General features: G+C 54.4%; 13 protein-coding genes. 9 read left to right on the top strand and 4 right to left on the bottom strand.

Features of this window, described 5'->3' with window-relative positions:
* Nucleotides 1-37: 37 nt before the first annotated feature.
* Nucleotides 38-1,528, bottom strand: coding sequence for a beta-N-acetylhexosaminidase (gene nagZ / locus WKI47_RS13345; protein ID WP_340227636.1), 1,491 nt, complete (start codon nt 1,526-1,528; stop codon nt 38-40).
* A 27-nt stretch (nt 1,529-1,555) separates the two neighbouring features.
* Entirely contained in the window at nt 1,556-2,830 is a 1,275-nt protein-coding gene (locus tag WKI47_RS13340) for a LacI family DNA-binding transcriptional regulator (protein WP_340227635.1), read from the bottom strand.
* Nucleotides 2,831-2,926: 96 nt separating this feature from the next.
* Here WKI47_RS13340 and WKI47_RS13335 point away from each other — a divergent pair, with 96 nt between their 5' ends.
* The gene (locus tag WKI47_RS13335) at nt 2,927-4,366 is read left to right on the top strand and encodes a glycoside hydrolase family 1 protein (protein ID WP_340227634.1); all 1,440 of its coding nucleotides are present in this window, start codon (nt 2,927-2,929) and stop codon (nt 4,364-4,366) included.
* 346 nt (nt 4,367-4,712) lie between these two features.
* Here WKI47_RS13335 and WKI47_RS13330 read toward each other — a convergent pair whose 3' ends face one another.
* Nucleotides 4,713-5,228, bottom strand: a complete 516-nt coding sequence (locus tag WKI47_RS13330) for a stalk domain-containing protein (RefSeq protein WP_340227633.1) — start codon at nt 5,226-5,228, stop codon at nt 4,713-4,715.
* A gap of 138 nt (nt 5,229-5,366) precedes the next feature.
* The gene (locus tag WKI47_RS13325) at nt 5,367-5,912 is read right to left on the bottom strand and encodes a cytochrome c biogenesis protein CcdC (protein WP_340227632.1); all 546 of its coding nucleotides are present in this window, start codon (nt 5,910-5,912) and stop codon (nt 5,367-5,369) included.
* Nucleotides 5,913-6,206: 294 nt separating this feature from the next.
* Here WKI47_RS13325 and WKI47_RS13320 point away from each other — a divergent pair, with 294 nt between their 5' ends.
* From WKI47_RS13320 to WKI47_RS13285, 8 genes are all read left to right on the top strand, one after another.
* The gene (locus tag WKI47_RS13320; RefSeq protein WP_340227631.1) at nt 6,207-6,590 is read left to right on the top strand and encodes a response regulator; all 384 of its coding nucleotides are present in this window, start codon (nt 6,207-6,209) and stop codon (nt 6,588-6,590) included.
* A complete protein-coding gene (locus WKI47_RS13315; RefSeq protein ID WP_340227630.1) occupies nt 6,587-9,772 on the top strand; it encodes an ATP-binding protein in 3,186 nt (1,061 codons plus the stop codon). Before WKI47_RS13320 ends, WKI47_RS13315 begins: the two co-directional genes overlap by 4 nt.
* Nucleotides 9,769-11,553, top strand: a complete 1,785-nt coding sequence (locus WKI47_RS13310) for a response regulator (protein ID WP_340227629.1) — start codon at nt 9,769-9,771, stop codon at nt 11,551-11,553. The genes WKI47_RS13315 and WKI47_RS13310 overlap by 4 nt, the downstream gene beginning before the upstream one ends.
* A complete protein-coding gene (locus WKI47_RS13305) occupies nt 11,550-12,650 on the top strand; it encodes a HEAT repeat domain-containing protein (RefSeq protein WP_340227628.1) in 1,101 nt (366 codons plus the stop codon). Before WKI47_RS13310 ends, WKI47_RS13305 begins: the two co-directional genes overlap by 4 nt.
* Nucleotides 12,631-14,148, top strand: a complete 1,518-nt coding sequence (locus tag WKI47_RS13300) for a glycosyltransferase family 2 protein (protein ID WP_340227627.1) — start codon at nt 12,631-12,633, stop codon at nt 14,146-14,148. Before WKI47_RS13305 ends, WKI47_RS13300 begins: the two co-directional genes overlap by 20 nt.
* Nucleotides 14,145-15,338, top strand: coding sequence for a hypothetical protein (locus tag WKI47_RS13295; RefSeq protein WP_340227626.1), 1,194 nt, complete (start codon nt 14,145-14,147; stop codon nt 15,336-15,338). The genes WKI47_RS13300 and WKI47_RS13295 overlap by 4 nt, the downstream gene beginning before the upstream one ends.
* Before the next feature lie 494 nt (nt 15,339-15,832).
* Nucleotides 15,833-17,062 carry an S-layer homology domain-containing protein gene (locus WKI47_RS13290; protein ID WP_340227625.1) on the top strand — a complete coding sequence of 410 codons (1,230 nt, stop codon included), beginning with the start codon at nt 15,833-15,835 and terminating at the stop codon, nt 17,060-17,062.
* Nucleotides 17,062-20,520, top strand: a complete 3,459-nt coding sequence (locus WKI47_RS13285; protein ID WP_340227624.1) for a DUF5704 domain-containing protein — start codon at nt 17,062-17,064, stop codon at nt 20,518-20,520. The genes WKI47_RS13290 and WKI47_RS13285 overlap by 1 nt, the downstream gene beginning before the upstream one ends.
* Nucleotides 20,521-20,628 lie beyond the last annotated feature (108 nt).

The raw sequence follows: 20,628 nt of genomic DNA, 5'->3' as shown, positions 1-20,628 counted from the left end.
GTGTCTGGAAGCGAAGAGATATATATCGGCATAAGTGTTAGTCGTTCAGCAGATATTTTTGCTTGAGCGCGAGAATTCTCGTCACGCTTTCGTCGATGCGTTGTTCGGAGATTTGGCCGGACGCGACGGCCTGCTTGACCGCTTCGATGACCGAGATCGCGTTATCCGCGCCGTGCGCGACGAGCAGAATATCGCTTCCGGCTTGCACGGCGTGTACCGCGGCTTCGCCCAGGCCGTAATTTTCCGTGATCGCGCCCATGGTCAGATCGTCGGTAATCACCACGCCGCCGAAGCCCAAACGTTCGCGCAGCAAATCCGTAATCACGGCTTTCGACAAGGAAGACGGATACTTGCTGTCGAGTTTCGGAAGCAAGATATGGGCGATCATGACCACGTCCGCGCCTTCCGAGATCGCTTTTTTAAAAGGAATCAGTTCCAGCTTGTCCAGATCGCCGAGGCTTTTGTTCACGACGGGAAGAGAGATATGCGAATCGACGGACGTATCGCCGTGGCCGGGAAAATGTTTGACCACGGGGATGATCTTTTTGGATTCCAATCCCTGCATGACCGCGATGCCGAGCTTCGAAACTAGCGCGGCGCTGCTGCCGAACGAACGGTCGCCGATTACCGGATTATCCGGGTTGCTGTTCACGTCGAGCACGGGCGCGTAATCGAGATTGAAGCCTTGCGACAGCAGTTGGTCGCCCAACTGCTCGCCGATCGAGCGGGCATAGGCTGCGTCGTTTTGCTTGCCCACGTTTCCGGCTGTCGGTATTTTGTCCACGCCTTTCAACCGGGCTACGCGTCCGCCTTCCTGATCGACGCTGACGAACAGCGGACGTTTCTCGTCGGGATTCGCGGCTTGGATCGACGCGATCAGCGATTGGGTCTGCGCCGCCGAATCGATATTGTTGGCGTATAAAATGACGCCGCCCACGCCGTAATCGTGCAGCAGCGCGCGGTCTTCCGCGCGAAGCTTGGTGCCGTTTACGCCCGCGATCAGCATTTGGCCGATTTTTTCGTCCAGCGTCATACCGGCGAGCGGGCTGTCGGTATCCGCGGCGGGAGACTCATTCGGCGTCGCGGATTTTGTCGGGGCCGACGACGGATCGGTGCCGGAGGTCGATTTACCGTCGGTCGAAGTATCTTCGGACGATGAACCTGGCGTTTTCGCATCCGAAGCAGCCGGGGTTTCGTCCGATGACGCAGCGGCGGAATCGCCGGGCTGCGCTTGTTGCGCTTCGTCGCTTTGCTGCGAAGCGTCGATGTCCGAAGCGTTATCGCTGGCCGCAGTTTCGGCGTCCGAGTCGGTGGGTTGGGCGGAGTTATCCGGCTCCGAATCGCCCGCCGCCGGACCGCTTGGCGCGGCGGAACCGGTCGCGTCCGAAGCCGTATCGCCGGTTTTATTCGTGGAGGCCGCGTCTTGGCTTTGCAGCAGCAGAACCGCGACGCCGATCACGATCAGCGCCAATAAAGCGGCGGAAATGATGTTCAATACACGGGTCTGGCTTTTGGACTTGCGAGGCATTGCCGTATCGTCTCCTTTGTGTTCGTTTTAAGTCGTTTCGCGTACGATCAGGCTGAAGCCCAGCGGTTTCAACGGAATTTGCCGACCGAGCAGATCGGGCGAGAGCAGCGCAAAAGCGTTATGCGCCTGGTCGCGAATCGGGTTCTGCACGCTGGTCAGGCCGAGCGTGCCCGCGATCTGCATATTGTCGAAGCTCACGACGCGCAGCTTGCCGGGAACGTCCCAGCCCATTCGGCGGGCTTCGCTCAGAATACCTGCCGCCACGTAATCGTTGGCGCACAAGATCGCTTGCGGAAGTTCGTTCGCAGGAACCGGGGCTTCATGCGCTGCGGCGTACGACGTTGCGGCTTCGCCGAACGGAGCGGCGGCCAGCCCGTGAGGACGGACGGGTCCGTCAGAATCGGGGTCCCCGCAAGCGCGCCCGGAAGGCCGGCCGTTTTGCGCGTGCGGCGCGTCTGGCATGTCGGAGGTCCATTCCAGCCGCGGACGAGAAGCGCGTTCGTCCGCGGAGCGGGCGGTTTCGCGCGCTTTTTCGTCCGCCTCCAGCACGCCCGGTTCGCCTGCCGCCGCTTCCCGTCTCGCGTAGGTACCCGTCCGCTGCCGAAGCGGCGCGCCGAGCAGGCGGCGAACGACTTCCTGACCTTCTTCCAGATGATACACGGCGTTGAAATACCAGTCCCGGCGGATCGGAAGTCCGTTTGCCGTCATTTTATCCTCGTAGGCTTGAATTCGACGCAGCGTATTTAGACTGCTCGGACGCCCGAAAGCATTGGCAATCTGGGTCACGCCGCGCGACAGCAGATGCTCGATCGCCAGCGCGTAACCGTCGTATTGATCCATCGCCACCGAAGGAATATCCGGCCGGTCCATCCGCTGCCAGGACACGATCGGACCGTATTTGTTGTAGGAGCTGACGACGGACAATTCGTTGACGCAGGTGATGATGAGCAGCCCGTCGACCCTTTTTTGCTTCAGATCCTCGAACGCTTGCAGCTCCCGTTTGCGATCCGAGTCAGACGTATAAATGATCGTTTGAAAGCCGTGTTCCGCCGCGACTTCAACAAAGCTCGTCATAAACGGAAGGATGACCTCGGTAATGCCTGCCGTAATCATGCCAATCTGAAGCGTTTTGCCTTTGGACAGGGAGACGGCGTTGCGGTTCGGCACGTAGTCCATGTCCCGGATAACCTGTAGAATTTTCTCTCTCGTTTCGGGGCTGACATGGCGGGATTTGTTCAATACGCGCGAGACCGTCGCCTTGGAAAAGCCGGAAAGTTTTGCGATTTGTTCAAGATTGGACATAACGTCTCTCCTTACGCTTGACGTGGAACGCGTTTCACGATTTATGCTAACGGTAAGCACTTTACTTCCATTCTAACACACAGGAGTGAATCGATAATGACTACACAGTTTCCGGAAAACTTTTTGTGGGGCGGCGCGGTAGCGGCGAACCAACTCGAAGGCGGATATAACGCGGACGGCAAAGGCTTCTCGATCCAGGACGTTACGCCAAAAGGGGGTATCGGCCAAGGAGGGCACGACGCCGATCCTTTGATCACGCAAGATCCGACCGAAGACAACATGAAGCTGATCGGCATCGATTTCTATAACCGTTACAAAGAAGACGTGAAGCTGTTTGCCGAAATGGGCTTCAAAGTCTTCCGTACTTCGATCGCATGGTCGCGTATCTTCCCGAAAGGCGACGAAGCCGAACCGAACGAAGCAGGTCTGCAATTCTACGACGATCTGTTCGACGAGTGCCGCAAATACGGTATCGAGCCTCTCGTGACCATTTCCCACTACGAAACGCCGCTGCACCTGTCCCGCGAGTATGACGGCTGGGTCAACCGCAAGCTGGTCGACTTCTACGTCAACTATGCCACGACGGTATTCAAGCGGTACAAAGACAAAGTCAAATACTGGCTGACGTTCAACGAGATCAACTCGATCCTGGAAGCGCCGTTCATGAGCGGCGGTATCTCGACGCCTAAGAAAGAACTGAGCAAACAAGACCTGTACCAAGCGATCCACCACGAGCTGGTTGCGAGCGCGAAGACGGTTAAGATTGGTCACGAGATCAACCCTGACTTCCAAATCGGCTGTATGGTTCTGAGCATGCCGATCTACCCGCTGACTCCGAACCCGGACGACGTGATCCAAGCGATGGAATCCGATCACAAAAACATGGCGTTTGCCGATATTCACGTGCGCGGCGCTTACCCGGGTTACATGAAGCGTTACCTGCGCGAAAACAACATCACGATCAAATTCGAAGAAGGCGACGAAGAAGCGCTGAAGCACACCGTCGACTTCGTTTCGTTCAGCTACTACATGAGCATCTGCGAGACGGCTGATCCGGAACAAAAGAAAAGAGGCGAAGGCAATCTGCTCGGCGGCGTGCCGAACCCTCACCTTCAAGCGAGCGAGTGGGGCTGGCAGATCGACCCGAAAGGCCTGCGTTACGTCCTGAACTACTTCTGGGATCGTTACCAAAAGCCATTGTTTATCGTGGAAAACGGCCTGGGCGCGGTCGACGAATTGATCGAAGGCGCAAACGGCGAGAAAACCGTCGAAGACGACTACCGGATCAACTACCTGAACGATCACCTCGTGCAAGTGGGCGAAGCGATCGAAGACGGCGTTGAAGTGATGGGCTACACGACTTGGGGCTGTATCGACCTGGTCAGCGCGTCGACGGCTCAACTCAAAAAACGTTACGGCTTCATCTACGTGGACCGTCATGACGACGGCAGCGGCACACTTGAGCGTTACAAGAAAAAATCGTTCAACTGGTACAAAGAAGTCATCGCGACGAACGGTAAAAGTTTGAAGCGCTAATCGGATGTTGGGTATGAATTTTTGAAAAAAACGAGGGACGGAAGCCGTTTGGCTTTGCCGTTCCTCGTTTTTTTGTGGGGAAAAGAGAGAGGCTGCCGAAATCCCTATTTCTCGGAGTCTGCTCGTTTCCCGTTTCCCGACAATGGAGCAATTCGGCAGGATCGTTCGGCGTCTCCCCGTAACGGTTGTTGCGAATCAGCAAGAATCGAAGCTTCGAAAAGAAAATTTGGCCTTCATTCGTGCGCATACGCGACAATTACGCGATAAAACGGCTTTTTTCGGCGTAGGTGCTGTGAATTATTGCTTATCCGCAGGATTGAACAGGTCGACGTTTCGCCCCTTTTGTTCAAAAATCGGATTGAAGCTCGGACATTTGCGGCGAAATGGATACCGTCCCTTTTTCAATCGTCACATCGTTCAAAAACTTCTCGAAAGCCCGGGCCGGAACGTAGATATGCCCGTTTTTCTGTACGACGACGCTTTCCAATTCCACCTCGCCCGACAGATCAATCACCTGAAGTTTCCCTGTCGCGACCATCACGTCAGACCCAAGCCGAAGCTTGGCAGATTGAATGCTGTCTTCGATCCGGGCAGACGCTTCTTCCGGCAGCCAAGCCACCTTGTACCCCAACGCTTGCGCAACGGCGCGAAGCGGCACCATGATCGCTCCGCTTCGTTCGTCCGTATACGCTCCTGCTCCTTGTTCCGCCTCCAATTCATGTCCGTTTACAATCAATGTTGGATATTCGGATGCCCAAGATGTCGCCACATTCTCTTCCGCTTGAGCCAAATCCGAAAATCCACCAATTGCTCCTCCTGCTATCGTCCCCGCCAAAGCCACAGCCATCATAATCTTTTTCATGCAATCTTTCTCCTTTTACATCTAGTCGTATATCTTATGCTCCCCAGACGATTCTTTCCCACGAAAAGTTGCCAATCAAAAAGACGAAACCCGAAGGTTCCGTCTCTGATGTCTTTTCTCCCGTAGCGTCTCCCAACCTCAAACCTTCGCCGCTTCTACCCCGCCTTCTTGCGAATCCCGCGTCATCCGTTTGAACCGCAGCAGCATGTTCAACCGCCAATGCAGAATCATTCCGAACGCGAGAATGAAGAACACTCCGCCCGTCTGCGGCAGCGTCACGAACTGCTCCACATATCCGTGCAGCGCCAACCGAATGACGATTAATACAACGAGAATCAGCAGAAACGCTTTGGACCTTTTTACAAACAGATCGTTCCCGACCTGTTCGAACTTGGTGCCCAAAATCAGCGGGTAAGCGAACAGGAACCACCCGACCAAAAACGCGCCCAGCGCACCCAGCCACGGAATCTGAATATCGCGGATAACGAACATGAAGAATCCGGTAGCCATCCCGACGGGAGGCATCATGATTTTGCGAACCGTGAGCGGACGCTTGCTGGCCTTCATTCGCATAAACAGCGCCATAAACGCCATGCCTGCGAAGAACAAAGTAAACAATACGCTGAGCAGGATCGGATTCAGCGAGAAAAATTGATCGAATATCGAATTGATCCAGTCTATCATGGAAGGGCCTCTTCTCTATCAGGGAGTGGAAAAACATAAGCCGTACCTTTAACGTTGACAAGGTACTCTCGCGATTTCAGTATACCATAATAATACTCTGTACCAATCGGGACCTTTTTAAAGCTTGCAAGTACGCAAAGGGTATTTTGGGGTAAGATAAAAACAAGAGCGCAAATACCATTGGCTTCCAAGTATTACGTTGTCTGCGAAAATTGTAACCTCATTCTTCTTTTACGGGGATAACGATTCGGAGACATGGATAACGGCAGCCTTGAGCGAACGGGAGTGGCCAAGATGCGGAAAAGAAAAATTCTAATTGCCGAAGACGAGATGGTGCTACGATTTTTGTTGACCGAGACGCTGGAGGATGAAGGCTACGAGATTGACGAAGCCGAGGATGGCAAGCTTGCCATGGAAAGCCTCAAGTACGGCGAGTACGATCTGATCATTCTCGACTACATGATGCCCGAAGCGACCGGAATCGAAGTGTGCGATTGGCTTCGCTCCGAAAAAGGCGTCAACGCGGATAAGCCGGTCATTTTACTGACGGCCAAAGCGGAAGAAAAAGATCGGGAACGCGCGATGCAAGTCGGCGTGTCCAAATTCGTCTCCAAACCGTTCAGTCCGATCGAACTGACCGAGATCGTGCGTCAGTTGGTGGAAGGAGGCGACAGATGAGCGAACGGGCCGCAGGAGGGTTGTCGCGGCGAATCGTCTACGGGACGCTGGCTTTTTTTCTTGTTCTGGGCGCGTTGTTGTCGGCGGCCGAATTGGCGGTGCATCGGCAATACATGTCGTTGTCCGGCACTTTGGAAAGCCGGATCAACCGTTTGAACCTGCTTCAGGATACCGAACGCGGATTTCTCGAATCGGTTTCTTACCTGAGAGCTTACGCGGCGTACGAGCGTTCGGATTTGCAGGAGCAAGCCGCTTCTTCGAGAGCCGATTACGACCGATTGTTTCTTCAATTGAGCAAAGTGTATTCCAGCGAACAGATCGACGGGGCTGCCGAAGTGAAGGAGTTGGCCGCGCTGAACGAGCGGTTCGACGCGTATTCGATTCAGGCGACGCGCTTGATCGTCGCCGGGGACCGCGACGCGTTGGCCGATTTATCGGCGACGGAGGGAAGCGCGCTGGTGCGGCGGATAGAAGCGCAATACGCCGAAGTGATCGAACTGCAACGCAACCGGATCGCCGAGCTGACCGAGCGGATTCGGACATTGGGCCGGATCATCCTGATCGTTCCGGCGTTGGCTTTGGGCGCCGCGCTCGGAGCAGCGTTTCTGCTGATCCGGTATTTGAAAAAGTCGTTTATCGCGCCGATCATCGCCGCCGAATCCGCGGTGGGGCGTATCGAACGCGGAGAGATCGTGGACCTCGGACAGACTTCGCGAAACGACGAAATCGGCAGCCTGCTCGGAGGAATCGGCCGAATGGCGGAAGGCATCCGGAGCCGCCAGCACGAGCTTCAGGATAATCTGCTTCAAATGGAAGAACAGCGTGAAGAGCTTGAAGCGCAAAATGACGAGCTGGAAGCGCAAAACGAGCAGATCCTCGAACAGCGTGGACGGTTGGAGCGCACGCTGGAACGGTTGACCCGCCGCGAGGCACAGCTTGAAACGATCAACGCGTACCAGCAGTCGTTGGTCGGGCTGACGGATCTCAATGAATTTTTGGAACGGGCGATCGGTCAGTTGATCCTCGTTACCGGACGGGACGCGGCCATGCTGGTCATGCGGGCAGGCGGTCAGATCGAAGTGCCCGGTGCCGAGACTTGGGCTGACTCTTCGACGGCAGAAGGCTATACGGAAAAGTTGGCCGATACGATCAGAGCCCGTTTCGGCGAACAAGGTTACGACATTCTGTTTAGCAGCGGCTACCCGCTATCGGTCGAAGGGTTTTCCGGCGAACCTGCCGGCCCGGCGCTGCAAGCGATTCGGGCCAATCGTCCGATCACGCGCCGCCGCCCGATATCGGGAGCCGAGGCGGGCGCTCACGAAGCTTATTCGATGGCTGTCGATACGTATTATCCCGTTTATGACGGAAGCGGCGAATCCAGTCCGGCAGGCTTTCTGCTGATGACTTTTTACGGAGACCGGTCGGTCGAAGAAGGCGAAGAAGAATTGGCGCACGGATTGATCCGTCAATTCGTCGGAGCGCTGTTCGCCCAACTGACCCAGGCGGAGCGTCAACGCCAAGGCGAGGAGTTGGAACGGCTTAATCGTGAACTGGAGCGGGAAAAGCGGAATTTGAGCGATCAACGGGACGCGACGCAGCAGGTGATCGACTCGATTCATGAAGCGCTGATCGTTTGCAAGCCGACAGGCGAGATTTTGATGTGCAACCGGATCACGGGCGAGCTGCTGGACCCGATCTTTTGCTCGGGACGAAATTTTGCGGATGCCATGGACGAGATGAATAAGAAGCTGGGCATCGAAGACGACGCGGGCGACCGAATCCGTTCCGCTTTGCTCAACGGGCTGGACGGAACGCGGGCCCGTTATGCGTTCGAACCGGCGGGCCGCAGCGCCCGTCATTTCGAAGTCTACGTGCAGCGCATCGAAGACGTGGTGTGGGGCGATGTCCGGTTGTTCGTGTTCCGCGATCGAACCGAAGAGGAAGAAAGCAACCGGATGCGCGACGAGTTCGTCAGCGTGGTATCCCATGAGCTGCGAACGCCGTTAGCCAGCATTTTGGGCTTCGCCGAAATCATGCTGCACCGTGAGGTGAAGCCGGAGCGGGCGCAAAAATATTTGAGCACGATCCACGGGGAAGCCACGCGGTTATCCGGCCTGATCGGGGATTTCCTCGACTTGCAGCGGATCGAAGCGGGGAAACAGTCTTACCTGACGCTGCCTCTCGATCTGAAAAAACTGACGGCAGACGTGGCGGCGCAGTGGGACGGGCGATCCGGCCATGCAGTTCGTCTCGCGATGCCGGATGAAGGATGCGCGGTTCGCAGCGACGCGGATCGGATCAAGCAGATTTTGCATAATCTGCTCAGCAACGCGATCAAATATTCTCCGGGCAAAACGATCGTCGATTGCCGGATTCGGCACGAACTTTCGGCTGTCGGCGAGAACGAACCCGGACAGTGGGTGATCGAGGTTCAGGATTACGGGCTGGGCATCCCCGACGAAGCCAAGTCCAAGCTGTTCGGCAAGTTTTATCGGGTCGACAATTCCGATCGGCGCCAGATCGGCGGAACGGGTCTGGGATTGGCGATCGTGAAAGAAATGGCCGAAGGCCTGGGCGGAGCCGTCACGTTCGAATCGACGCTCGGCGAAGGAAGCGTTTTTCGTTTGACGCTTCCCGAGCTGGTTTTGCCGCACACCGCAGGAACCGTTCTGGTGTTGGAAGACGACGCCAGCCTGGGACGGATGATCGAAGAAGCTTTTCTCGGGGACGGTCGCCGGGTGACGGCATTCTCCGAAGCGGAAGAAGCGTTATTGGCTCTGCAACAGGCGCGAAACGAAGGGCCGCCGGAATTGTGCGTCGTGGATCTGGCTTTGCCCGGGGAATTGAACGGGTGGGACTTTATCCGGTATCTCGCGAGCGAAGAAAGTCTGCGGAGCGTGCCGGTGATCGTCTCGTCGGCCCTCGACCCGCCGCCGGGCTACGGAGATTCGGAGACGGCCAAATATTTGCGCAAGCCGTTCAGCGTGCGCGAGCTGCTGGAGATGGGTCGAAACATGGCGGAACATGCGTCAACCCGTCTGGCCGTCGCTCTTCCGGCTCCGAACGAACCGTTGGTACGGGCCTCGCTGGAAAAAAACGGGTTGAATGCCGCGCAAATCGAAGTGAAGCCGGATTTTTCGATCGCGGAACTTCGGCCGGATGAAGAAGGGAGAGACGTATGAACAAATATCAGGCGCTATTCATCGAACAAACCGGAGACAATCTGGATCGGATATTGAATCCCGTCGCCCGGACGGACGAGCGTTCCGTATACCGCATGCTGCACTCGATCAAAGGAACTTCGGGCACGATCGGACTTCAAGACTGGTACGCGACGTCGCTCGGCCTTTTGGAGCAATTCGACGAGCACGGCGACCGGGTGTTTTCGGGCGAAGAATTGACTTCGCCGCTCAGTTCGCTCGTCCGATTGCTGGATGAAGCGAAGCGGGTTCGGGATACGGAGCCTCCGGTTGATTTTTCTCCGCAAGAACCCAAACCGGAAACGTCCGGCAGCGTGCGGGAAGGGCTTGCCAAACATTTGGGCCGGCAAGAACCGTCGCGCGAAACCCCCGATCGCGCTCAGCGGTCTTCGGCCGAAAGTTTGCCGACGCCCGCAGCCGTATCGGATGTGCAGACATTCGATACGGAGAACAAGGCGCCCGGCGCGTCGTCGGAATCGGAAGGAACCGTGCTGCTGCTCGACGATGATCTGGGGCTGTTGGCGCTTTTGAAAGATATTTTGGAAGAACGGGGCTTTGCGGTATTCGCAACGCCGCATTTCGAAAAGGCTGTCGAATGGTTTTACGAGATGCGGCCGGATTGCGCGGTTCTGGATGTGCTGCTGCCCGAACAATCCGGCTTCGAACTGCTGGAAGGGCTGCGGGAACTGTGCGACCGCTATATGATTCCCGTCGTTTTGATGACGGGGAAAACGGATTCCGCGACCCGCATTCGCGCTTACGCGGGAGGAGCGGACGATTTTCTCACGAAGCCGATCGATCCGGAAGAATTCGTCGTTCGTATTCGCCGCCTCACGCGGCGCCGGCGCAGATTGACCGGCCAGCTTTTGCTGGATCAGACGACGGGCGCTTACGGGATGCCTTTTTTGGAACGCGAATTGGGACGGGAAGTGGCTTTGGCGCGCGATTCGGGCGAACGTCTGTCGATCGCGGCGATCGAGCTGGACGGACTGCGCCATTTGAACGAACGCCAGGGATATCGCGAAGGCGACCGGATGTTAAAACGATTTTCCGACGAAATCCGCCGCCGCCTGAATCCGCGCGATATTTGGGCCAGAGATCGCGCGAACCGTTTTTTCCTGATGCAGCCCGGACTTCGGGAAGCGCAAAGCCGCGAATTCATTCAGCGCGTTTTGCAGGAAGAAGAACTGCAAACGTTGCTTCGCGAAGGAGAGATCAAAGCCGTGCACGCTTCCTCGGACGTCGATACCGACAAAGAATCGCCGCAGCATTCGGCTTTGACCGAAGTGTCTCGCGCATTGGAAGCGATGAAAATTCATCCGGGCGGCGGCGAAGCCGTGCCCGAACCTTCGGCCGAATCGCGTCAGCTTCGTCTCGGCATCATCGACGACGACCCTTTGATTCGCATGATTTTGGAGCGTCAGTTGGTAAGCCTGGAAACGGAATACGACCTGGATATCCGATCCTTTTCGGACGGCGAGGAATTTCTGAGCGATCCTTGGCATATCGGCGGTTTCCGCTATCTGCTGATTCTGGATCGGATGATGCCGCGGATGAACGGGATGGAGGTATTAAGTCGTCTGCGCAGCAACCGTTACCCGCAGGTGTATACCGTGCTGATGCTGACAGGCGTAGGGGACGAGCGGGGCATTGCCGAAGCGATTCAGACCGGCACGGACGATTATATGACCAAGCCGTTCAGCATGGTTGAGCTTGAAGCCCGCGTGCGTCGCCTGCTAGGAAAGGTGGGATCGCCGTTATGATCGATATGACCATTTTGCGTATTGTTTGGGCGATCAGCGCCGTGTTGATTTTGCTGATGCTTCTTATGCTTTTTTATCTGATTGAGCGGAAGGTTCGCCGTACCCAACATCGGGCGAATGTCGCTGAAGCCGTGGCGCTGCTTGAGGGAAAAGATTCGCCATTGGGGCATTATCTGGCAAGCGGCGAGCGGTCGCGCAGTCTGACCGCTTCCGCGACCGGGCTGCGCCGCGAGGCGCTGGAGGAGGCTTTGCTGGATCGGTTGGCCATCAGCGCATCCGAGGTCGAGCGTCAACGGGTGTATGAGCTGGCCGCCGATTATTTTTCCGAAGAGTATACCGAATTGTTGTCGAGGCGTCGCTGGAGTGAGCGTATGAACACTTTGCTGCATATCGAAAAGTTCCGCATACGCAGGCTGAAAGAACCGATCATCGAACGGCTGGACGTATTGGGAGACAGGCCGGATACGGATGATGAACGCTTTTTGCTTGTGCGTACATTGGCTTCGCTGCAACTTGAAGAAATGTTCGATTACTTCGCTATTGCGGAGCATCGCTTCTCGGAGCTGCAACTGATGCAACTGCTGCGTCCCGTGCGCGGGGAGCTGCTGGATCGTCTGGTGCGTGACTTCGATCGGTTGCCGCCGCGTATTGCGCATTGCGTGTTGGATACGCTACGACTGGGCAATATTCGTACCACCGAAGTGTTGGAACTGCTTGAACGTTGCTTGCGCTCGGAAGATACGGAGATGCGGATTCGGGCACTGAAGGCGCTGGCCAACTTTGGATACATGAACGAAGAGACGGCAGATTTGCTCGAAGAACGTATGCAGCTGGGCGATTCGATCGCCTGGCCGGAACGTCTGATGCAAGCACGCTTGGCGGGTGTGGTGCGCGAGGACCGTTTTGCTCCCTACTTGGAAAAAATGATGGCAGACCCGGCGTATGAGGTACGAAGGGAAGCCGGCGCTTCGCTGTCGAAGTATCGGGACGGCATGGACCGCATCCGGCTGATGACGGAGGAGCATACGGACCGCTTTGCGCGGGACATGGCTTTGGAGACGCTGGAGAGGAGGGCCTATGAACGACACGTGGGTTGAAATTCTGATGCAGGGACACCGGATTTTCGGGTATGCGATTATGGCGTATGTGGCGCTGTCGGCAAGCGTTTATATTTTCATGTATATTGCAGCCGCGCGGAGTTTATGGCGAGATCGCGATCTGAGCCCGATCCAGTTCAGCTCCGTGTTGGAGACTGAGCTTGTGCCGCCGCTGAGTATCGTTGTCCCCGCTTATAATGAGTCGATCAACATTGTCAGCAGCGTGCGTTCGCTGCTCGGCATCAATTATAAGCAGTTCGAGATCGTGGTCGTGAACGACGGGTCGAAAGACGGCACGGCCGAGATCATGATCGAAGAATTCGATATGACCGAGGTGAAAGGGAGGGTTCCTTTTGCCGGATTGAAAAGGGAAACGAAGCCGATCCGCGCCGTCTACCGTTCGCTCCGCCATCCAAATCTGGTGCTGGTGGACAAAGAAAACGGAGGGAAAGCCGACGCGCTGAATGTAGGAATCAATGTTTCGCGCTATCCGTATTTCGTTTCGCTGGACGGGGATACGGTGCTGGATTCGGACGCTTTTATCAAGGTGGTCAAGCCGATCATGGACGCGCGTCCGGGCGAAGAGATCATCGCGACCGGAGGAAGCGTGGGCATCGCGAACGGAAGCATCGTCGACAGCGGGTATCTGAGCCGCGACAGCGTGCGTTTGTCGGACAAGCCGCTCGTCGTCATGCAGGTGATCGAATATTTGCGCGGTTTTTTGATGGGACGAATCGGATTGAGCCGCTACAACATGCTGCTGCTCGTATCCGGCGCGTTCGGCGTGTTCAACAAAAAATGGGTCGTGGAAGCCGGCGGTTACGAGACGGGCACGATCGGCGAGGACATGGAGCTGACCGTGCGCCTGCATGCCGAGATTCGCCGAAAAAAAAGCAAAGCGCGGATCGTTTACGTTCCCGAACCGGTATGCTGGACGGAGGCGCCGGAGAGTTTCCGCATTTTACGCAGGCAGCGAACGCGCTGGCAGCGGGGACTGTTCGAAAGCATTTGGACGCATCGCAATATGATCCTGAATCCCCGTCACGGGCGGGTAGGGATGCTCTCCATGCCGATGTTTCTTTTTATCGAACTACTGGGGCCGTTGGTTGAAATCTTCGGATACGCGACCGTGATTTTCGGATTTTTCCTGGATCGGTTGAACGTTCAGGTTTCGTTATCGCTCGCTCTGATGATGCTGTTATTCGGCTCGCTCGTATCGACCGGAGCTGTGTTGTTCGAAGAATGGCGCTTCCATAACTACAACAGATTGCGCGACGTATTTCGGTTGTTTTTCTATGCGTTGTCCGAATCGTTCTGGTATCGCCCTGTATTGACGCTCTGGCGTACACATGGCTTGTTTCAGGCGATTCGCGGTAAAAAGCATGGCTGGGGCGAGATGACGCGCGTCAATGTATTGGGGGCCAATGCGAAGAAAGCACCGATTCCCGGAACAGGGCCTATGCCGACGGATCGGGAAGAAGGAGTGGATCGGAGTTGAAAACAAAACGGCCTTTTCCCCGCTTTTGGGCCGGGCTTGCGGCTCTGATGCTGCTTGTGCTTTTGCCATGGATCATCTGGGAGCTTAGCCCGGCGAAGACATTGTCGATAGCCGTGGTAGACAAAACGGTAAATGATGACAGCTATCGGGAGCATAAAGGGTTATTTTGGATTTTGAACCAGCAGAAGTATCGGTCTGAAAATGGAGAAGCCTATCGTTATGATCGCGATTACTACGGTAACTATCCGGCGGTAGGTGGGCAGCAGCCGGAAGAGCGAACGATTACCGATCTGCCCGAACAGACCCAGCTTATCTATGTGGCGGATACGTACGGGCTGACCGAACCGCAAAATGCCGAGGATATCGAATCCGGGATTCCGGCCAATGCAGGCGGACGCGATCCGATATCGCAGCAAGGCGGCATGAAGTCGGCAGATGTCGCTGCGTTGGAGGAAGCTGCGGCACGAGGAACGATGCTGGTGGCCGAGTTTAATTCGATTGCCGCGCCGACGGACGAAGCGGTGCGAGATCGGGCAAGTGATTTGTTCGGCATGAAGTGGACAGGCTGGACAGCGCGTTATTTTCCGGATTTGACAGCGGGTATGGAAGTGCCCGACTGGGTGTCGGATCGCTATATGGAGATTACCGGAAGACCTTGGAGTTACACGGGCGCAGGGTTTCTTTTTGTGCAGGAGGAAGGTGATCTTTTCGTGTTGCGCGATGGCGCAGAAACAGAAGGCGGGGCACGAATCGCGTTTACAGAAGCAGGGCAGAGCCGTTTGGATATGAATCCGAATAATCGCTACAATTACTGGTTCGATATCGTCACCGCTTCAAACGGCAGTGAAGTGTTGGCGGAATATGATTTGCCATTGACAAGCACTGGACGGGCGCTGTTGGCGGAGCACGGGGTACGCGAGCATTTTCCTGCCGTGCTTCGACGCGAAGCAACGGATACGCCTGCGGCGGGGCAAGTGAGCTATTATTTTGCGGGAGATTACGCGGATCGCAACGATTATGCGTTCTGGCGACGTTACGCAGGCTGGCCGACGTTCAAAAGTTGGTTTACGTTCGATGTTCCGAATAGCGAAGAGGCTTTTTACTGGGATGTCTATGTACCGATGATGCAAAAAGTGCTGAAAGAAGCTTCCCTGGTACAACCGTTAAGTCCTTCGTCTGATTCGCAGTAACCGCATCGTATAACAATCTGCGAAATGAAGGCGAAAAGAAGATAGAAAGACGGATTTTCCCCGATTTCGATTCACATTCCGACGAATTCGAAAAATTTCTGCTCCATTTTGGAAAATTAGGGATTCACAAAAAGCAAACGGGCGATTATAATGCAGATGTAAGCCCTTTCAATACAACCCTGACTTGGAGTCTTCGCTTCGGCGTAGGCTCTCTTTTTGTGGGGTGAACGATGAAAATCGCTTGCATTTTCTGAAGCTGTGAAATAAAGTGGGGGTATCGTAAATAAATCGACGCTTACGCGAAGCACGCGGACGTCTTCTTTCCATTGAGGAAAGGAGGTCGTCCGTTTTTTTGTGCGTAAATCGATGATTTCTGTTCATTTGTTCTTTGAAAACAAAAAATGGGACTTTCCCAATTCATACAACCAAGCGACAATGGAAGAGTGCGTCTATCGTAACTCATCGCAAACCAATCAAGTAAGGGGGACAAGGACATGAATAAGAGTTGGAGAAAATGGGGAATGAGTTTGTTCGGTGCCGTGCTGGTGGCAGGGGCTGTTTGGGGAAGCAGCGCCGCACCTTCCGCCGAAGCCGCAACAACGTCGAATTCATTCTCGGACGTCAAAAGTACCCATTGGGCGTACAGCGCGGTACAGAAAGCCGTAGCGAAAGGCTACGTAGATGGGTATACGAACGGTACGTTCAAGCCGGATACATCGGTAAGCCGTGCGGAGTTCGTGAAGATGGTCGTCGCAGCGATGAAGCTGGAAACGACGTCTGCAAGCGGCAAGTGGTACACGCAGTACGTGAATGCAGCGACGAAAGCCGGCTTGTACGCATCGAGTGACTTTTCGAATAACGACGCGGGTTGGAACAAAACGATGACACGCGAGGAAATGGCTCGAGTTGCGGCACGCGCGATCGGGGAGAAAACATCGGAGAACGACAAATGGATGTATCTGGCGACGAAAGCCGGGCTGATCCAAGGCGTCGGGAAAGGACAACTGGCTCCGGAGGGGCTGACGACGCGGGCACAATCCGTGGTCATCATCGAGCGCATACTGAGCGTAAACGCAGGCAGCGAACTGGATTCCGATCTGTATGCGACCGGCGCGGCAGAAATCCTGTGGCACGGAACGAATATCTTCACTGTGATGCCTGAAATGTTCGTAACACCGGATTCGGATTGGAAGAACAAAGGCAAATCGTCGATCGAAGAAATGTGGAATGAGAAGAATATGACGATTACGTCGAAGGATGGGTTGTATCAGGGCAAGTTGGATGCGCTCGTCGCGATCGACATGGCTGATCCGAACGATCCGAATCGGGGGTTGTTGGGGGATATCAATACGCTGAACTGGTACAACGGTAAACAGATCGGTCTTGAACTCGTAAAACATCCGATCAAAAACGAAAAGAATACGTATGTGTTGTATTTCAAAGGTGGACCCGTATTCAATAAAGATAAAAACCGGTATCTCGACAGTTCGTTTGTATCATTTCTCGTTAGTGGTTTCAACAATACAGACGACGCCGGCTTTATGAATGGAAAACTGAATAGATCCGCGATTGTTCATCGCGATAGACCTGGTGACGTACCGGCTGTCATTATCCCAAAAACAGGTACCGTGCAAGGAATCAGTGATATCACCATCAAACTCCAAACACCGTCTAATTCTCGGTTCATGGAAATCGACGTGCTCAGACTGCGAGGTACCAAGTAATGCAAAAATCCCGGCCAAGCAAGAAACAATTCACGCTTGTCGGACTCAGCACGCTGCTTCTTGCAAGCAGCGTGCTGAGTATTTTTTTTCCGGCACCCCAAAAAATCGATGCCGCAACAACCATATCCAAAAAAACTATCGTGTACAGCGGCGAAGGTGCACCTACACCCAATCCGAACAAAAAAGCATTCACCTTCGGGAAAAACCCAACGGCAACGACAACGATCAATGAAGATGCCGGCGGCAGAAACAAAGTCGAAAAGATTGTGTTTTACAAAGGTACGCAGGCGGTCAAAACGATTCAAGTCAATGCGCAAACGTATTCGGGAACTGAAACCTTCAATGGTGACAAAATCGAAGTCCAATCTGTTGAAAATGGAGCCAATGGTTCATGGTTTGCCTGGAACCGCACAATCAAAGAAGGATGGAAAGCTGGACAAAGTGACAGATGGGACGATGTGGGGCCATCCACTGATGCACCCGGAACTGAAGGACCCATAGCAACAGACAGCCCAAAATGGTCCGACACATATACAACAGCTCCAGGTAGAACAGTTAAACTAACCGTACAATATCCAATCAGCAACTCCTTTAAAGGTGTGGACGAATTTACAGATGTACCCTTCCCAATCTATATGATTGATAACCGAGCTTCGATCGTCCAAGCTCGAAATAAGCAGTTGGTTAAAGATGGCGCAAAAGTCGAAGCTCGATATGACCAGACCGTTAAAAACGAAAATCTAAAAATTTCAGGTTACCCAGCTCTAGGCCAAATCGAAATTGAACAACTACTGGTTGGTTTGCAACCGGGGCAGACCGAAGTAGGCGCCACCCGAGATTTGAACTACGCCACCATCGTGTTCAAACAACAACACTCAGATACAGGTGCCGACCGCTATTACGTCGAAAAAAACAAAGACGGCAGTATGAAAGCATACGACAAGGACAGCCCGAAAAACGCACAAATCATGGCGTTCTATTATGCCGCCTACAAATTTGTCGCCGCGTCGGTTACCTATCAATATCCCGACCATTATTGGGTATACCGAACAAGTGAAGAGCAAGAACCGACAGGTTTTTGTAACATCCGCACGGGACGCACGATCGAAGGTCAAGACATGCAGCCCGCCGTAAGCGCCATGATCAAAGCCGATCAGCGCGACCGGGAAATCTTCGATGTTCTGCAAGGCATTCCGACATCCGAAAGCCTATACGGAAACGTACTGGCTAAAGACTATCTACATCAATTCAAGTTCCAAGAACAAAAAGTCACCTGTATATACGAAGTCCCCGTCACCCAGCCGTATCTTTTAAAATGGGACCCCGGCAAAACGGTACCCAATAATCCACCGCCCGGTACGCATGAAGAACCTGATCCGCAAACGGATGAGACCACCGTCATTTACAACATCCATACGGAACGTTACTTCACGTATTGGACCGTTGAAAAATTGGGCGTATATGAAATCGATAACGCGGTCTTGAAAAATTACGCGTTTCAGGGCGAGAGCATTACGATCTACCCCGAAGGGTATATCCCGCCTGAATTGATCGTCGAGAAAAACAGCGGATATACCGCGTCGCCTGTGCCTCCTGCGTTCACTGCGCCAAGTACCATCACGGTAGAAGGCGGGAAAAGCAAACCATCGCCAACATCCGATGCCGACGTCGCGCAAGGATTGGTCGAAGAAAAAATCGGAAAGGTCAAAGGGAAAAATGACAAGGTCGTTTTTAAAGGTCAAACCCTGATGGATGAGCGTGAAGCCGAAGTGCAAACACCGGTTCCGACGCCCGTTCCAAACGGAAGTCAAATTGGACGAAACGTGCTCTACAGTCCGAACCATATGATCCCAAGAACCAAAACAAACCGAACGTCCGCTCCAAGCATGGGGACGATCACGTACGCAGGGCTTGACGCAAACTACGAAGCTCCAGACGGCGATACCTACCCAATTTCAGGCATCAACCCGGTCACCGTCCACACACCAGTCGTGAACTATTCGTCGACATCCAATGACGCAACGCACAACCAGAAAACAATGCCAAACTACAGCCGTCAAGCCTTCATCCTGGATCGACCCTTCACCATCACCATACCGACAAGCGGTCAACATCAAAATTACCCAGGCTACGGCAATCGCGATTACGCGAAGTATTATCGAAGCAAAGAAGTCTACTTCCCCTTCGATACGTATGCCGCCGATCGAAACACGTTCTACCCAAAAGGCACCTGGATCAACATCCCGGTAGGCCAACTCACCACCGAGTTCTTCCTCCCGGTATGGGTCGATGAAGGCGACTACACCGTCACGTTCCGCAACACCGCCGAAAACGCACCCGATACCCAGCCGACCCAGCAAGATGCGAACTTCGATCTGATCCACCACGTCGCATCCGACACCGTCAACGTCGAAGTCATCGGCCGTCTCTACGACTTCCATATCACCGACATCGCCGACTACAACTGGGAGATGGTCTTCCGCACGCAAGAAGGCAGCGCCGTCCATACGGGCAACACCTATTGGACAGGTCTTAACGGAATCGATGGAACAGCGCGTGGCAACACCTCGCCGTTCACTTTGCCCATTCTGCCCGGTAGCAACCCGCTTGAGGGCATGAAGAACATCACGGTCAAAACGGGCTACCATATCAAGTTCGATCTGAAGACCAAAGGCAATATGTTCGGGAAAACCGACGGCATCCGCATCACGCCAAGCTTTACCTTCGTGAGCAAAGACGGCAAGACGCAAACGCCGGTCGATCTGTACTACAACGACGATCACCGCACCTTCATCCAGGTGGGTTCGCCGGAAGACACCGAGGAACGGTACATCATCTTGAATGATCGTCTGCGAAACGTACCGGAGGAGGAACTAACCGATACCGCGAGGTACAAATACGACAACTACTATACCTTTGCGGAAATGAACGGTGTCAGCCGGGAGATGTTCATCGCTGACTATATCCGCCGCTTCACCAAACAAAAAACGCCGATCGGCGGCTTTGATCTCCTGCTATTGCCGGAGCAAACCCGAACCCTAATCGGACCGAAGGCCAACCTCCCGGGTTCGGTCGATTTTGCGCGTGCCAACGCGGCGGTGCAGAAGTGGTACGGACACTACACGCTGCCCGGCGATCCGTATGTCGTTGCCAAAGGAACCAACCTGGCGGAGTACGGACGTACGCACGGCGGTTTGACCAAGCGCGATCCGATCTTTCTGCGGGACGGCTACATCATTTTGAACTTTAACATCGAGAGTATTCAAAACGGGAATCTGAACGCGCCGCATTTGCAGTACGTCAACGCCCCGCTCATGAATCAATGGACGCTGGAAGGCTTCAAGCGTAGCGTGCAAGATTCATGGGGAAATACGTTCACGCTGCGAGACGGAGACATTGTTTTCTATAACGCAGACAAGTCGTATAAGGATGATTTCCAAGCCGAAGTGAACCATTAAAACAAAGCCGCGAGATATCCAAATGACTTATCCGATTCGCATATGCAGGAGAAAGAACCGATATTCGTTTTTGCCGTGCGGTTTGTAATTTCTCTTTCCCTTTTCCGT

The organism is Saccharibacillus sacchari, assembly GCF_037722395.1.
Taxonomy (GTDB): Bacteria; Bacillota; Bacilli; order Paenibacillales; family Paenibacillaceae; genus Saccharibacillus; species Saccharibacillus sacchari_A.
Note: the sequence above shows the minus strand (reverse complement) of the source record. Positions and strands in the feature narration are given on the sequence as shown.

What these genes read in the sequence shown, in the direction of transcription:
- WKI47_RS13315 (WP_340227630.1), top strand. Translation starts at nt 6,587, where the DNA reads ATGAGCGAACGGGCCGCAGGAGGGTTGTCGCGGCGAATCGTCTACGGG.
- WKI47_RS13305 (WP_340227628.1), top strand. Translation starts at nt 11,550, where the DNA reads ATGATCGATATGACCATTTTGCGTATTGTTTGGGCGATCAGCGCCGTG.
- WKI47_RS13290 (WP_340227625.1), top strand. Translation starts at nt 15,833, where the DNA reads ATGAATAAGAGTTGGAGAAAATGGGGAATGAGTTTGTTCGGTGCCGTG.
- WKI47_RS13340 (WP_340227635.1), bottom strand. Translation starts at nt 2,830, where the DNA reads ATGTCCAATCTTGAACAAATCGCAAAACTTTCCGGCTTTTCCAAGGCG.
- nagZ (WP_340227636.1), bottom strand. Translation starts at nt 1,528, where the DNA reads ATGCCTCGCAAGTCCAAAAGCCAGACCCGTGTATTGAACATCATTTCC.
- WKI47_RS13330 (WP_340227633.1), bottom strand. Translation starts at nt 5,228, where the DNA reads ATGAAAAAGATTATGATGGCTGTGGCTTTGGCGGGGACGATAGCAGGA.
- WKI47_RS13310 (WP_340227629.1), top strand. Translation starts at nt 9,769, where the DNA reads ATGAACAAATATCAGGCGCTATTCATCGAACAAACCGGAGACAATCTG.
- WKI47_RS13325 (WP_340227632.1), bottom strand. Translation starts at nt 5,912, where the DNA reads ATGATAGACTGGATCAATTCGATATTCGATCAATTTTTCTCGCTGAAT.
- WKI47_RS13285 (WP_340227624.1), top strand. Translation starts at nt 17,062, where the DNA reads ATGCAAAAATCCCGGCCAAGCAAGAAACAATTCACGCTTGTCGGACTC.
- WKI47_RS13335 (WP_340227634.1), top strand. Translation starts at nt 2,927, where the DNA reads ATGACTACACAGTTTCCGGAAAACTTTTTGTGGGGCGGCGCGGTAGCG.
- WKI47_RS13300 (WP_340227627.1), top strand. Translation starts at nt 12,631, where the DNA reads ATGAACGACACGTGGGTTGAAATTCTGATGCAGGGACACCGGATTTTC.
- WKI47_RS13320 (WP_340227631.1), top strand. Translation starts at nt 6,207, where the DNA reads ATGCGGAAAAGAAAAATTCTAATTGCCGAAGACGAGATGGTGCTACGA.